This is a genomic window from Enterococcus caccae ATCC BAA-1240, from assembly GCF_000407145.1.
GTDB classification, from domain to species: Bacteria; Bacillota; Bacilli; order Lactobacillales; family Enterococcaceae; genus Enterococcus_L; species Enterococcus_L caccae.
On the sequence record NZ_KE136477.1, the window covers coordinates 1 to 15,299 of the forward strand.

General features: G+C 35.9%; 11 protein-coding genes and 13 tRNA genes. 22 read left to right on the top strand and 2 right to left on the bottom strand.

What is annotated here, in order from left to right:
- Positions 1-4 precede the first annotated feature (4 nt).
- The 14 genes from I580_RS16235 (at position 5) to I580_RS16300 (ending at position 3,682) form a co-directional block, all read left to right on the top strand.
- Positions 5-78, top strand: a tRNA-Asn gene (locus I580_RS16235).
- Between the two features lie 47 nt (positions 79-125).
- A tRNA-Ser gene (locus tag I580_RS16240) sits at positions 126-214 on the top strand.
- Positions 215-230: 16 nt separating this feature from the next.
- Positions 231-302: transfer RNA gene (locus I580_RS16245), tRNA-Glu, on the top strand.
- 12 nt (positions 303-314) lie between these two features.
- Positions 315-387, top strand: a tRNA-Val gene (locus I580_RS16250).
- Positions 388-396: 9 nt separating this feature from the next.
- Positions 397-470: transfer RNA gene (locus I580_RS16255), tRNA-Asp, on the top strand.
- A gap of 12 nt (positions 471-482) precedes the next feature.
- Positions 483-555: transfer RNA gene (locus I580_RS16260), tRNA-Phe, on the top strand.
- A 3-nt stretch (positions 556-558) separates the two neighbouring features.
- Positions 559-639, top strand: a tRNA-Tyr gene (locus I580_RS16265).
- 9 nt (positions 640-648) lie between these two features.
- Positions 649-719: transfer RNA gene (locus tag I580_RS16270), tRNA-Trp, on the top strand.
- A gap of 13 nt (positions 720-732) precedes the next feature.
- Positions 733-805: transfer RNA gene (locus I580_RS16275), tRNA-His, on the top strand.
- A gap of 33 nt (positions 806-838) precedes the next feature.
- Positions 839-911 (top strand) — tRNA-His (locus tag I580_RS16280).
- 15 nt (positions 912-926) lie between these two features.
- Positions 927-998: transfer RNA gene (locus tag I580_RS16285), tRNA-Gln, on the top strand.
- A gap of 33 nt (positions 999-1,031) precedes the next feature.
- Positions 1,032-1,102, top strand: a tRNA-Cys gene (locus I580_RS16290).
- A gap of 16 nt (positions 1,103-1,118) precedes the next feature.
- Positions 1,119-1,202 (top strand) — tRNA-Leu (locus I580_RS16295).
- Between the two features lie 68 nt (positions 1,203-1,270).
- The gene (locus I580_RS16300) at positions 1,271-3,682 is read left to right on the top strand and encodes a bacterial Ig-like domain-containing protein (RefSeq protein ID WP_010772282.1); all 2,412 of its coding nucleotides are present in this window, start codon (positions 1,271-1,273) and stop codon (positions 3,680-3,682) included.
- An 81-nt stretch (positions 3,683-3,763) separates the two neighbouring features.
- On the opposite strand, the gene I580_RS16305 is transcribed toward I580_RS16300, so the two are convergent.
- Positions 3,764-4,291, bottom strand: a complete 528-nt coding sequence (locus I580_RS16305) for a PadR family transcriptional regulator (protein WP_010772283.1) — start codon at positions 4,289-4,291, stop codon at positions 3,764-3,766.
- Positions 4,292-4,432: 141 nt separating this feature from the next.
- Between I580_RS16305 and I580_RS16310 the strand changes: the two genes are divergently transcribed.
- A complete protein-coding gene (locus I580_RS16310; RefSeq protein WP_010772284.1) occupies positions 4,433-5,644 on the top strand; it encodes an MFS transporter in 1,212 nt (403 codons plus the stop codon).
- A 45-nt stretch (positions 5,645-5,689) separates the two neighbouring features.
- Here I580_RS16310 and I580_RS16315 read toward each other — a convergent pair whose 3' ends face one another.
- The gene (locus I580_RS16315; protein ID WP_010772285.1) at positions 5,690-8,353 is read right to left on the bottom strand and encodes a sigma-54-dependent transcriptional regulator; all 2,664 of its coding nucleotides are present in this window, start codon (positions 8,351-8,353) and stop codon (positions 5,690-5,692) included.
- Positions 8,354-8,607: 254 nt separating this feature from the next.
- Here I580_RS16315 and I580_RS16320 point away from each other — a divergent pair, with 254 nt between their 5' ends.
- The 7 genes from I580_RS16320 to I580_RS16350 all read left to right on the top strand — a co-directional run.
- Positions 8,608-8,943 carry a PTS lactose/cellobiose transporter subunit IIA gene (locus I580_RS16320; protein ID WP_010772286.1) on the top strand — a complete coding sequence of 112 codons (336 nt, stop codon included), beginning with the start codon at positions 8,608-8,610 and terminating at the stop codon, positions 8,941-8,943.
- Positions 8,944-8,968: 25 nt separating this feature from the next.
- Positions 8,969-9,271, top strand: coding sequence for a PTS sugar transporter subunit IIB (locus tag I580_RS16325; protein WP_010772287.1), 303 nt, complete (start codon positions 8,969-8,971; stop codon positions 9,269-9,271).
- Positions 9,272-9,295: 24 nt separating this feature from the next.
- Positions 9,296-10,555, top strand: a complete 1,260-nt coding sequence (locus I580_RS16330; RefSeq protein ID WP_010772288.1) for a PTS sugar transporter subunit IIC — start codon at positions 9,296-9,298, stop codon at positions 10,553-10,555.
- A 9-nt stretch (positions 10,556-10,564) separates the two neighbouring features.
- Positions 10,565-11,620, top strand: coding sequence for a tyrosine-protein phosphatase (locus I580_RS16335; RefSeq protein WP_010772289.1), 1,056 nt, complete (start codon positions 10,565-10,567; stop codon positions 11,618-11,620).
- Between the two features lie 263 nt (positions 11,621-11,883).
- Positions 11,884-12,720 (top strand): BglG family transcription antiterminator LicT, encoded by an 837-nt coding sequence (licT, locus tag I580_RS16340; protein ID WP_010772290.1) that lies wholly within the window; start codon positions 11,884-11,886, stop codon positions 12,718-12,720.
- Between the two features lie 125 nt (positions 12,721-12,845).
- The gene (locus I580_RS16345) at positions 12,846-14,729 is read left to right on the top strand and encodes a beta-glucoside-specific PTS transporter subunit IIABC (RefSeq protein WP_010772291.1); all 1,884 of its coding nucleotides are present in this window, start codon (positions 12,846-12,848) and stop codon (positions 14,727-14,729) included.
- A gap of 40 nt (positions 14,730-14,769) precedes the next feature.
- The coding region (locus tag I580_RS16350) for a family 1 glycosylhydrolase (RefSeq protein WP_016249804.1) at positions 14,770-15,299 on the top strand (530 nt) is incomplete at its 3' end.

A 15,299-nucleotide genomic window follows, 5' to 3' on the forward strand; every position in this document is an offset into this window, starting at 1 on the left:
TTATTCCGGCATAGCTCAGTTGGTAGTAGCGCATGACTGTTAATCATGATGTCGTAGGTTCGAGTCCTACTGCCGGAGTTCCTTAATATAGGAATTGTGAGTAATGCTTTGCTTCTTTTAACTCTGGAGAGTTGTCCGAGAGGCCGAAGGAGCATGATTGGAAATCATGTAGACAGTGAACGCTGTCTCAAGGGTTCGAATCCCTTACTCTCCGTATTAAGTTTTTTATTGGCCCGTTGGTCAAGCGGTTAAGACACCGCCCTTTCACGGCGGTATCACGGGTTCGAGTCCCGTACGGGTCATTTATATTTATTGGAGGTTTAGCTCAGCTGGGAGAGCACCTGCCTTACAAGCAGGGGGTCGGCGGTTCGATCCCGTCAACCTCCATTAAATTACGGTTTGGTAGTTCAGCTGGTTAGAATGCCTGCCTGTCACGCAGGAGGTCGCGGGTTCGAGTCCCGTCCAGACCGTTTTATAATATTGGCGCAGTAGCTCAGTTGGTAGAGCAACGGATTGAAGCTCCGTGTGTCGGCAGTTCGATTCTGTCTTGCGCCATTTGGAGGAATAGCGAAGTGGCTAAACGCGACGGACTGTAAATCCGTTCCTTAGGGTTCAGTGGTTCGAATCCACTTTCCTCCATTACATAGTAGGGATATAGTTAAACGGTATAACTACGGTCTCCAAAACCGTCATTGTGGGTTCGATTCCTACTATCCCTGTTAATAGTTTATGGCGATTGTGGTGAAGTGGTTAACACAGCGGATTGTGGTTCCGCCATGCGTGGGTTCGATCCCCATCAGTCGCCCTTAGCTTTAAAATTTTTATTATTCTTTTCATGGCGATTGTGGTGAAGTGGTTAACACAGCGGATTGTGGTTCCGCCACGCGTGGGTTCGATTCCCATCAGTCGCCCTTAGTTTTAAATTTTGGGGTATAGCCAAGCGGTAAGGCAACAGGTTTTGATCCTGTCATGCGTTGGTTCGAATCCAGCTACCCCAGTTTTCTCTTATGGAGAATTTTCAATTATAATATGGCGGTATAGCCAAGTGGTAAGGCAGAGGTCTGCAAAACCTTCATCACCGGTTCAAATCCGGTTACCGCCTTGCAAATTTATTTCATGCCGGCGTGGCGGAATTGGCAGACGCGCTGGACTCAAAATCCAGTGCCCGCGAGGGCGTGCCGGTTCGACCCCGGCCGCCGGTATAAAAGATAAGCCAACGTTGGTAAAACGTTGGCTTGTTTTTTTAATACATTAGTTAAAAGAGGTTATTATGAGGAAAATAAGAGTTTATTGTTTATTTATCTTACTAGTCGGCTATATTAGCCCGATCATTGTAAGTGCTGAACAGATCAACGAGTATAAATTAGAGGAATCCACAGAAAAACACATAGATAATAGTTCAGAAAATTTTAGTACATATGATTCTACAGCAGAAGTGGAACCAGGAGATAATTCAGAAAGTGTACCTGAATTATCTAATGAAATAAAAAAAGAAAAAAGTGTAAAAGTAATTGTTGCTTCAGGGACGTTTGGAACGAGTAAGTGGCAAATAGACAGTTCTGGAGCTTTACATGTAGGTAGCGGTGAATTTATAGACACTAGAAATAGCTCACCGTGGTTTTCATATAGGAACCAAATTAATAAAATAGTTTTTGATGGACCTGTGAAAGCTAGTAGTAATTCTTCCAACCTTTTTTCCAACTTAGATCGAGTTGTTGAATTTGACAATTTAGATAAATTCGATACCAGTAATGTTACGTTAATGCGAGATATGTTTTCAAACACAAGTAGCTTAGTAAGTTTAGATTTGTCTTATTTTGATACAAGCCGAGTAATTGATATGGGATTTATGTTTTCCTACGCGAGTAGTTTAGCGAACTTAAATCTATCCAGTTTTAATACAAGTAATGTAGTCTATATGAGAAGTATGTTCTTTGGAACAAAAAACATCAATCATTTGGATCTATCAAATTTTGACACTAATCGTGTAGAAGATATGAGTGGTATGTTTATGAGAAGTGGAGTAAAAAAACTCGATATCAGTCATTTTGATACAAGTAATGCAACTGACATGAGCGGTATGTTTAGTGGCCTTTCCTTAGATGGTTTAGATGTATCTCATTTTGATACAAGCCAAGTGACAAACATGTCGGCTATGTTTAGCTGGAGTCAAATAAATACCTTAAATTTATCTAACTTTAAAACAGGTCGAGTCAAAAATATGGACGAAATGTTTACTGGAACTCAAATAGAGAGTGTAGACTTATCTAGTTTTGATACAAGTAATGTGAAGAATATGAATAGCATGTTTAGTAACAGCAAAATAAGTAGTATCGATCTATCTAGTTTTGATACTACTAATGTGGCTTATATGTATGACATGTTTGCAGAGATGGCTGAGCTCAAACACATTAATCTTGGTGAGAGATATGAATTTAAATATGGAGTAGAGCTACCATCACCGAGTAGTTCGCTACCTTATTACGGAAAATGGCAAAGAGACCATGAAGGTGCAGTTTATACTTCAGAAGAATTAGCAACGCAATATGATGGCTTAACAATGAGTGGTAATTACTATTGGGCAGAAAAACTACCTACTTTAGAAGTGAAAGATTCTACAATCTATGAAGGTGACCAATGGGATCCACAAGACAATTTTGTTTCGGCAACTGATGAAGATGGCAATATTCTTTCTTTTGATCCAACAATGACTACGGATACTGTAGACACAACTATTCCTGGAAGTTATGAAGTTACCTATACAAATAATAGTGTATCAAAAACGGTTATAGTGACGGTAAAAGAAAACCTTGAGACGATTGAGGCTAAAGGCTCTGTTATTTATATTAATGAGACATGGACTGCTGAAGATAATTTTGTATCAGCAACGAATAAAGATGGTCTGAGTATAGAATTTAACGATAATATGACAGCTGATAGTGTGAATACAACTATTCCAGGGATATATCATGTGACTTATATTAATGGGACTTCATCGAGAACTATTGAAGTTGTTGTAAAAGAGAATAAAGAAAGTATTGATGCAAAAGATACTCTTGTTTATGTTGGAGACAGCTGGAAAGGGCAAGACAGTTTTGTATCAGCAACAGATAGAGATGGAAATGAACTATCTTTTAATGAAGCTATGTTAACTGGAGTAGTAGATACTACAATACCAGGAGAATATAGTATTGTTTATACAAACGGACAAGCTGAAAAAAAGGTAATAATCACTGTAAAAGAGAACCAAGCGAGTATTCAAGCGAATGATTCATCTATTAAAGTAGGCGATGTTTGGAAGGCAGAAGACAACTTTCAAGGAGCAACAGACAAAGATGGCGTTCAAGTAGACTTTAAGCATGTAACTGTTAGTGGTAATGTAGATACTTCAAAAGCAGGCAAATATGAAATAACATATACCTACGATAAAGTACTTGTAAAAGTAATGGTGAATGTTGAAGAAGCTATTGGTGAAGACAATGAAAAAATTGCTGGTAATCAAGATAATGTTACAAATAAAACTAACACTAGTGCAAAAAATAAAAGCCTTACTGTAAATAAGGATTATCATGTACTTCCTAAAACAGGTGATCACGTTAATATATGGCTGATAATTTTAGGAGTACTCATTTCAACATTATCAGTCGTTACCTTCAGGTTACGAAAAAACTTTTATAAATAATAATTAACTTAAAAGGGAAGAAAAACAACTTAATGTTTTTCTTCCCTTTTGGTGTATACAAATAGTTAAGTTATCAGAGAACTATTTTAATTGTTCGACTTGCTCTTCAGCCCATTGACACCAACGTAACTCTTCTTCGCATATACGTATTCTTCTTTGAATAACAAGAGATCGACCAAAATTTCTTTTTTGTTCAATCGGATCGCTTAATTGTTCAATTTGTTCTTGTTTTGCTTGGTTTTGTTTTAGGATTTTTAATTGATGCTGTTTTCTTTCAAAAAGCAGACCCTTGACTGTATCTTTTTCCAAGATGGAAGCAACGTAAATTTTCGCTAGAAATTCATCTTTTTGAGAGGGTTCATTTGTCTCTTCTTGAATCCAATTATTGACGACTTTTTCGCCTTTTTCTGTCAAATGATAGATTTTTTTCTGTAAATGTTTTTCATCATTCTCAATTGAAACGTAATTTTCTTTTAAAAGTTTTGCTAAAGAGGTGTAAATTTGACTATGGTGAGCTTCCCAAAAAAGGGCGAGATATTGTTTTAATTCATAGCCAGTGCATGGTTTTCTAACCAACATACAAAGCAAAATATAGCTTAGAGTGTTCATACTATTACTCTCCTTATCGTTTTTGAATCCGCTTGTTTTCTATTATAGCATAAAATATTCTATCATATGTTAAATAAATACATGTAAATATTGACATGTATTTATTTTAGTAGTATCTTTATATAGAAAGAAGGGAATAAAGTGGAAGAATCAGAATATTTAGAGGAACATTTGGAAGAACTAAAAATAGATAAGAATGGTCTACGTTCAGCTTATGCAGTAGCATTTACATGTATGATTGCATTTATGGGGATTGGATTGGTAGATCCGATTTTAAAAACAATTGCACATCAGTTGAATGCAACACCGGCCCAAACAACGCTCCTATTTACAAGTTATATGTTAGTAACAGGAGTTATGATGTTGTTTACTGGATTTATTTCCAGTAGGATTGGCGCGAAAAAAACATTAATTTGTGGACTTGTTATTATTATTGGATTTTCAGCTTTGGCTGGCTTTTCTGAAACAATCCAGGGATTGATTTATTTACGAGCAGGTTGGGGATTAGGAAATGCTCTCTTTATATCGACCGCGTTGTCAGCGATTGTAGGTGTATTAGCAGGTCAAACAGAGAAAGCCATTATTATGTATGAAGCATCTATGGGGTTAGGAATGGCAATTGGTCCTTTACTTGGTGGTGTTTTAGGTAGTATGTCATGGCGTATGCCGTTTTTTGGTGTCGCTACATTAATGTTGATTGCAACATTTGCTATTGGGTTTCTATTGACGCCTATTGCAAAACCAAAGCAAAAAGTCTCTCTTTTTGCTGGGATTAAAGCTTTAAGTAATCATAAATTACGTTCAGTTGGAATTATTGCATTATTATATAATTTTGGCTTTTTTACATTGTTAGCTTATGCACCCTTTTTACTTGAAGGATTTTCAGAAATGCAAGTTGGGTTTGTCTTTTTTGGCTGGGGAGCATTATTGGCAGTAGCTTCTGTATTTATTGCACCTATTCTGGAAAAAAGAATCAATACGTATCGAACGATTTTACTTGCCTTATTCTTTTTCTTAATTTGTTTAAGTTTTATCGGATTTAATGCACAAACACCAGAACTCGTTGCACTAGGTGTGGTCATGGCTGGTTTGTTTCAAGGCTTGATCAATACGCTTTTAACAACGATTGCAATGGAGATACCTGATATTGAACGAAGTGTGGCATCATCATCTTATAGCTTTATTCGTTTTTTTGGCGGTGCGATTGCTCCTTTTGTGGCAGGAAAATTAGCTGAAATTTGGAATTCTAGTATAACATTTTATTTTGCAGCGTTTATGGTATTGATAGGTTTAGTTTTTGTAATTATTCATAATCAATATTTCGCAACGGAAGAGGAATACGAAATAGTTTAATATAAAAAATGGCACCTTGAAATTTATATTCGAGGTGCCGTTTTTCTATAGAAATGATTCATTCATGAAAAATGCCGTGATGTAAAAGAGCTCATCTTCTGGAATGTTGATTGCATAATAAGTTTCTAAAATTTGACTATTTTTTTGAACATGAGCAATTTCAGAGGTATATTTTTCCTGAAAAGTCGATGTTTGTGGAAAACTACTGACTTTTTTCCCTTGTTTTAAACGGTCGATCATACACACAATATGGCAAGCTAAGCCAACTTTTGTTTCATAAGAAATTTCTGGATTGATTTCAGTCGCTACTGCCTCAACCCATTCTCTGGTGGAGGCTATTAGTTTTTCGCCATCGTTATATTCTAGCATATGTGCAATATTAGTACGCATGCCTTCAAAAGCAATTTCATAATCGATCAGTGACTGGATTTTTGCTGTTTTTTCTTCGTCTAATGCATCTGTAATTGAAAAATGTTGTGAATTTAGTGGTAACTTGAAAGTACCGATCGTACAAATGATTTTCCCAGATTGTTTCAGGTTATTGAGTGTTTGCTCTAATAATGGTTCATCAGTGATTTGAAGAGATATGATTTCACACGCATTATTTCTCAAATTCAGACGATTGCTCAACATTTTTTTGATTAACTGGGCAGAACCTTCCCCAGTAGTACATAATGTGACGATATACAACTTCATCATTTTTTCTTCATGGTCATCATCTTTTTGGTAAGTAGAGAGCCCTTTGATATTTCTAGTTGATTCATAAACTTCATTGAGTCCATATCCAAGTGAGGCTTTTCTACTTGCTTCTAGTACATGGAGAGTACTAACCAGTTCAATACAATGAATTTGAATGTGTAATCTTTTTTCTAGTTCATCACTAAAATTGATCAACGAACCCATATCCACTAATAAAAGTACATCTTTTAGTTGTTCATTTGAAATGAGATAGTTTTGGATATTTGTCAGAGCGACGATGGGTTTTTCATCAAGGCTCATATCAAATCCAATGGCAATTTGTTCTCCAAGTAGTTTATTCACTACACTAGCCATACTTGTTGCAGTTGATTCACCATGTGCGACAACAATCACTTCGACTTGGGGGAGTTTTTTACTTTTCCCTTCATTTGAGGTGAAAAATAGTGCTAGAAAACCAGCTTCATCTTCAGGAAGCTGAATACTAAAGTCAGTTTCTATGACTGAGAGACAGTGTTGGGCAGCTTTAAAAAGAGGAGCATACTCTCGTTTGATTTCAGTAATTCGTGGATTAATGATTGTTTGACCTCTTTTTACTCGCTGAATTGTATTATATAAGTGAAGGGCAAGTCCATAGCGAACATTATCTGATAAATAAATATTCAATAGCCTAGATGCTTTCTCACATACTTTGTTAGCTGTGGCAACAATTTCGGAACCTACGATCTGCTCTAAATTACTGATATCAACGACAGAATCTGTATTATACGTATGATAATAATTCGTTATGGTCGTATCAATGATTTCAGATGTTTGAGAAGTATCAAGCCCGATTCGTTCCATATCACTCATTTTTTGCTCGATAATTTGGTAGATATCATTACCTTTTGCATCATTAGGTAAAAAAAGAGTTGACTCGTCCTCATTGAAAAGGAAGAAACGTGCGTTCATATTTGGCAGGAGTAACCATATTTTTTTCCGATCTTCAGTATTATAAAGACCTTCACGGATATAATGAGGTAGTTCATAACTGCTAATTTTAATGGTTTCTTCTTGTCGAGCAATAAACTGAGCATAAGCTTTTGCACAAAGCAGTTGAATATCAGCCTTTAATTGTCCCACGTTGTTTGGACAATGATACCCTAATAATGCTCGAATTGTATTTGTTGAAACCTCTATAGGTGTTCTTAATTTCTTCGTTTCAGCTTGAAAAAAAGTTGCAATCAAACTCAATCGTTCTTCTAATCCTCGTTCAATCAAACTAGGAATCTCGATTCTCATAGGAATTCTGCGAATAAAAGTTTGCAATAAAGAAGAAGATGTATCTTCTGTTGTTGCACAAACAAGTAGTACTTGAGCCTGTCTTTCACTGTTGGTTTCACCAAGTCTCCGATAAACGCCCCGATCAATAAAAGTAAACAACATTTCTTGTCCCTCTGGCGGTAGGCGATGGATTTCATCAAGAAAAAGAATACCACCGTTCGCTTTTTCTAGTAAGCCGCTTCTATCGCTATCAGCACCCGTATAAGCACCTTTAAGAACTCCAAAAATAGAGCCAACTAATAACTGAGGATTATTTGCATAGTCAGCACAATTAAAGGTGATAAGATCAGAATCCGCTTTCACTTTATGCTGCGAAGCGGCATAGGTATGAATTAATTCTGCAAACATACTTTTTCCCACACCAGTTTCACCAGTTAATAAGATGTGCATCCCGTTTGGTGGATATAAAACAGCAGCTTTAGCCTGTTCACCACAGTGAAAAAGGCTAGGGCTTTTTTGGATGAAGTCATCTAATATATTGTTTTTAGTTTTTTCTTTTGGAGTTGTTGAAAAGAAAAAAACGGGCTTAGTTCCAGTTTTTTTGGCTTTTCCTAACTTAACCAACTGATTTAGATCGCTACTGACATTTGCTCGTGAGATGGACAATTGTTCCGCCATTTCACTAGCTGTTACAGGTTGTTTTTCAGAGTAATGAGTGAGTAATTCTGCTACTTTATCGATTCTTTTCATTTTTCCCCGACCTTTGGTAAATAGTGTGTTTTTTGTTCTATGGACTAAGTATAATGCTGTGAAATGAAATAGTCAAAGTCATGTGTTTTATTTTTTACAATGTGTTTTGCTTGTTGTGTAACATGTGTTTTATTTTTGTGTAACGCGAAACACTTTTTATGTAATCTTTGTTTTAGTAAGCTTTTAATTGTTTGGCATGTTTATTGCTTATATAAGTATGACAACATAATGAGTGTTTGAAAGGAGAAGGTAAAATGATTTCAGAGACAGACGTAATGCAAATCATTGTTTATGCAGGAAATGCCAAATCACTGGCAATGAATGCTATTAAAGAAGCAAAGGTTGGAGAGACAGTAGAGGCAAAAAAAATGTTGGAAGAAAGTAAGAGCAATCTGAAAATTGCGCATCAACATCATACAGATATTTTACAGAAATTTGCGAATAATCCAGATGAACCAACAAATATGTTTTTGACTCATGCGCAAGATCATATGATGGCTGCCATCACTGCAACAGAATTTGCAAAAGAATTTATCGATTTACATGAAGAGTTAAAAGAAATGCGTATTTTAATTAAACAGAACGCATAAAATAAAAAAGGAAAAGGTGATTAGGATGAAAATTACATTAGCATGTGCAGGTGGAATGTCAACGGGAATGTTAGTTAAGAAAATGGAAGAATATGCAAAGTCACAAGGAATCGAAGCAGATATTTCAGCGTGCGGACTTAGTGAATTAGAAGAACGGGTAGCAGGTTCGGATATTATTTTGTTAGGACCTCAGGTTGGCTATCAGCAAGATGACGTAAAAAAAGAGTATCCTAATATTCCCGTTTTAGTAATCGAAATGATGGATTACGGCATGATGAACGGAGAGAACGTCTTTAAGAAGGCTCAAGAAGTTATTGCATCGAATTAGGGATTTACTAAAGGAGGAGTACAAATGTCAGAATCAAAAAAAAGTTCATTTACTAATGGGTTGAATGTATTTGTCAATAAATTTTCAAATAATACGTTTGTTAAGAGTATTGCTAATGGTATGATGATGACGCTGCCGATTACCATTGTGGGAAGTTTGACAACAATAATTGGCATGATTCCAGGTTTGCCAGAAATTGTTGTGAAGGCCTGTTCGCTAGGAACATCAATTTCAAGTAATTTAATTACGATTTATGTGATTATTGGTATTTCAAGTGCAATGGCCAAAGAAAAAAAAGGAGATATAATTTCTTCGATCATCTTATCATTAGCGTCGTTCTTCGTTTTAACACCAATAACTGCATTTGATATTGGCAAAGAGAAACCAGCAATGGCTTTTGAACTAACTTATTTAGGTTCAAAAGGGATTTTTGTTGGAATGATCGTAGCATTGGTCGTAACGTGGTTGTTTGCCAAAATGGTAGAAAAACGGATCACGTTTAGAATGCCGGAGAGTGTTCCTACAGCAATCGCTAAAACATTTGAAGCAATTGTTCCTGCTGCAATTATTTTTATTGTTGTTATTCTAATAAGTACAGCATTCGCTGAAACAAAATTTGGAAATGTTCATGATTTTATTTATACGAATCTTCAAACACCACTGGAATCTTTAGGTGGTTCAATATGGTCTGCACTATTTATTATGTTCTTATCGGAATTGCTATGGTTTTTCGGTATTCATGGAAGTATGGTTGTAGGGTCTGTTATCGCTGTGTTATTTACGACACAAGCATATGCCAACATGGAAGCTGTAGCTGCTGGAGAAGTAGCGACAAATATTATCAATTCATTCTTCTTAGATGCTTTTAAAGGCCCTAGAGCTTTAGCGTTAGCTGTGATTCTGGTATGGATGAGTAGAAGCGAAAAATTCAAGTCGATTGGTAAAATCTCTTTAGTACCAAGTATTTTCGGAATCACGGAGCCGATGAAGTTTGGGATTCCAATGATTATGAATGCGGTCATTTTTATTCCCTTAACTCTTTCAGCAGCTGTTTGTGTAGGAATTGCTTATTTGGCAACGATAATTGGTTTTCTACCAGTTATTAGTGTCAATGTTCCTAAAAATCTACCGACATTCTTGTCCGGATTTATGGCCGCAGGTTGGCAAGGATTAGTCGTTCAACTGATTCAATTTGTTGTGGTATTATTATTGTATCTACCATTTATGAAAAAATTAGATAGTCAAGGTGTTGCAGAAGAAGCTGCAACTCTTGAAAATAATTAGGAGCGTGACATGATGCAAACACTTCAAGTGAAAAGAGAAGAGGATGAACTAGCGATCTATATTCCTGAAATAGCTGAGCTCCCTGCGAACGTTTACTATGGACCGGATAGTTCCGGGAAAACCGAGTCTAATTATATAGAATTCACTGAAAAAGGTTGGCAAAAAGTGATAGATCCTAATTCAAAAGAGCGAAATTACTTTAAATTAAGCATAAATTCAGAAACTTATATCGGAGCTGAACGGCGCTTACCGTTAAGAAACTTGTATAATTGTCGAGATATGGGAGGTTATCTAACGAAAGATGGTCGTTTAACCAGCTGGGGAAAAGTCTTTCGTTCAGATGCACTTCATCAAATAGATAAGGAAGGACAAGCCTATATCGAACGTATGGGCGTTAAACGAATTATTGACTTTCGTTCACCAGAAGAGATTGCAAAAGACCCAAATAGATCGATTTCAACCAGTGAGATGTTCAATTTCAATCCCCATGCCGATGTTGCCCAACAAGCTAGTACGCAATCTGTTTCTAAAAAAGATGAAGATAAAATCATTCAATTAGAAAAAATGGTGAAGACTGAGGCAGGGCGAGCTCAGTTAATCAAAAATCGTAACATCATGATTAAACAAATGGAGCAATTAGTATTAGGAGAAAACGCTATCAAAGCATATAAACATTTTTTCGAAATACTATTACAAGATTCTGTCACACCATTGATATTTCACTGTCAAGGTGGAAAAGATCGGACTGGCTGGGCTGCCGCTTTGTATCTAGGTGCACTAGGTGTTGGAAAGGAACAAATCTATGAAGATTATCTACTGACGGATAAGATGAATGCTCCGAGAAATGCCAAAAGAATGGCTATCTACAAAAAATATACTGATAATGAAGATGTTTTAGCTTTTTTAGCTTCACTTCAGCAAACCAGAAAGGACTATCTTGATGGAGCGTATACAACGGTAGAAGAAGGTTATGGTACAATAGAGCATTATTTAAAGGAAGTATTAGAAATAAATGCTACACAATTAGAGACTTTAAGAACTAGATACTTGTATCCAATCGGATAGATAAAATTATGAAAAGTCAAAATAGTGAGATGGAATCAGTAATCTGTCTCGCTATTTGTTTACGATAAGTAACAAAATAGTTGATTTACAAATTTAGTTCCTCCTAAAAACTAAACGTTGTTTTTTCCTATGTTGACAACGCTTTACTTTCATGTTTTAATAACAAGAGAAATCAAGATTGTTACTGAATTTTCAGGCTATACTTCATTTCTTTTTATCAACATTTAATTAGCTAGCTGATCTAATCTCATTGAGGGGACAATATGGAAGTAAAAAAAGTAATCAATAATAATATTATAAAGTCTCTTGATGCTGACGGTCTTGAAGTGCTAGTGATGGGTAAAGGGATTGGCTTTAAGAAAAATATCGGTGATGTCATTGATGATACTCTTATAGAAAAAGTGTATACAAGCAATGCCGATTTAAATACAAATAAGCTTACTCAGCTATTAGCAAATGTTCGTTTAGAGCATCTACAAGTGGCAAATGAAATTATTGGTTTTGCCAAAGTTTCCTTAGGAAAAAAGTTGAACGAAAATATCTACCTGACGCTGACAGATCATATCGATTATGCGATTGAGCGTCATAATAGCGGGTTACCAGTTAGAAATGCACTTCTTTGGGAAATCAAACGTTTTTACAATCATGAATACTTGATAGGAAAAGAAGCGTTGAATATGATTTCCAACCGTCTGGATATTGTGCTACCTGAAGATGAAGCAGGTTTTATTGCATTGCATATTGTTAATGCAGAACTTGACTTATCCCAAGTCAGCCAAGTTTCTGAAATGACAAAAGTCATTCAAAAAATCATCAATATTGTTAAGTATCATTATAAAACTGATTTAGATGAATACACATTAAATTATGAGCGGTTTATTACGCATCTAAAGTTCTTCGTACAGCGGTTATTTAGCGGTATAGAATTAGACAAAGATAAAGACGAAGGTTTCTTGTTTATGTTAAAGGAAAAATACCAAGAAGAATACCTTTGTGCATTGAAAATCCGTGAATATATCAGCAAAGAATTTGGTCGTGATTTACAAGAAGATGAGATGATTTATCTCACTATTCATATTAGAAGAATTACCAACAATTAAAGGATTGTTACTGCGTTGAAGCAGGCTATACCTAAGAAAAATCTCTTTGAAATAAGAGGTTTCTTAGGTATTTTTTTATGTTATCAGTTTATATGATTAAATTTTAAAAATTTGGGGGATGAACAATGAATTATCAAGAACTAGCACAAACGATTATTGAAAAAATCGGTGGCAAACAAAATATTAAGGGTTTAACTCACTGTGCTACAAGATTACGTTTTAATTTGAAAGAGGAGAAAAATGCGCAAACAGATGAGCTAAAAAATACAGCTGGTGTAATGGGTGTTGTTTCAAAAGGAGGACAATATCAAGTCATCATCGGTAGCGATGTTGGCAGTGTTTATAAAGAGATTCTAAAGGAAGTACCTTCTTTAGATGGAGAACAAGCTAACTCTGATGAGAAAGATGATCGTGGGACTGCTTCAAAAATTATCGACACGATTACAGGTATTTTCACACCGATTTTACCAGCTATTACAGCAGCTGGGATGCTAAAGGCTGTTTTATCACTTTTGGTTGTCTTTAATGCAATCGATAAAACGGGACAAACGTACATTATTATTGATTTTATGGCAGATTCTGCTTTTTACTTTTTACCTATTTTGTTAGCAGCGTCATCGGCTCAGAAATTTAAAACGAATATGTATCTAGCGATGATGGTTGGAGGAATTTTACTACATCCAAACTTTGTTGGAATGGTTAATGCAATCAAAGAAGCTGGAGAAGGTGGTATTCATTTATTTGGATTACCAATATCTGCAGTAACATATGGCTCTTCTGTTATTCCGATTATTTTGGCAGTTTGGTTTATGTCCTATGTTGAACCAATTGCTGATAAAGTGTCACCAAAAGCAATTAAGTTTTTCAGTAAACCATTGATTACGATTGCTATTGTCGGAACGGTGTCGTTAGTCGTTATTGGACCTGTTGGTTATTTCATTAGTGATGGTATTTCAAATGGAATCAAAGCCTTAGAAAACTTCAGCCCTTGGCTAGTTCCAACGATTATTGGTGCGTTGACACCATTGTTTGTAGCTACAGGAACTCACTATGGTTTAGTACCGATCGGCATTAATAATCGAATGACAACAGGGTATGATAGCGTGATCTATCCAGGTATGTTAGCGTCAAATCTTGGTCAAGGAGCTGCTTCATTAGCGGTTGGTGTGAAAAGTAAAGATTCTTCAATTAAACAAGTAGCTGCTTCAGCTGGTTTAACTGGGTTGTTTGGGATTACTGAGCCTGCTCTATACGGGGTTAACTTGAAATATAAAACACCTTTATATGCAGCAATGATCGGTGGTGGAATCGGTGGTTTATTTATGGGAATCACTCGAGTGAAAAACTTTACTGGTGGTTCACCAGGTTTGTTAACACTTCCAAGTTACATTGGTGATGATACGTTAAGCCATTTGTATATGGCATGTATTGGAGCAGTTATCAGTATTGTAATTTCTTTTGTGATTTCATATATTTTATACAAAGACCCAGTAGTTGAAACAACCAAAGTAATAGCCAAAAAAAGTGAAGATACTTCTTCCTCTGATATAAGTTCTATTACAGAAGTTGCTACACCGATTAAGGGTGAAATAGTTGCTTTGGGTTCAGTTGAAGATGGTATGTTTTCAGAAGAAATTTTAGGTAAAGGTTTTGCAGTTAAACCAGTAGAAGGCGTGGTCTACGCACCAGTTTCAGGGACTGTAACAGCCATTTTTGATTCTAAACATGCAATTGGTTTAACTAGTGATTCAGGAGTGGAGTTATTGATTCACATTGGTATTGATACGGTCCAATTAAATGGGGATGGGTATGAATACTTTGTTGAAAAAGGTCAAAATATTGAAATTGGCGATAAATTAATTCAATTCGACTTAGAAAAAATTACTGAAAAAGGCTATAATATAATTACACCCGTTGTGGTAACAAATTCAGCAGATTTTGGCGATATTATTACGTTGACCAAAGCCTTGTCTGAACCAGGTGAGCAAGTAATGAAAGTTATTCGTTAAAAAGACTTTTGTTCAAATAAATAGTTGGAGGATGAATGATATGGCATTTAGAAAAGATTTTTTATGGGGTGGCGCAACAGCTGCCAATCAATGTGAAGGCGGGTATAACGAAGGCGGACGCGGGTTAGCGAACGTGGATCTTGCCCCTGTTGGACCCGATCGTTTCCCAGTAATTACTGGTGAAAAGAAAATGTTTGCTTTTGATGAAGAACATTTTTATCCAGCCCAAAATGCAATCGACATGTATCACCGCTATAAAGAAGATATCGCCTTATTTGGCGAAATGGGCTTTAAAACCTATCGTCTATCGATCGCATGGAGTCGGATTTTCCCTCTAGGAGACGAAACAGAGCCGAATGAGGAAGGGTTGAAGTTCTATGAAGATTTGTTCAAAGAATGCCGTAAATACAATATAGAACCCCTTGTAACCATCACTCACTTCGATTGTCCAATGCACTTAGTAGAAAAATATGGTGCATGGCGCAGTCGTGAAATGGTTGGTTTTTACGAAAATCTATGTAATGTGATTTTCAATCGTTATAAAGGCTTAGTAAAATATTGGTTAACATT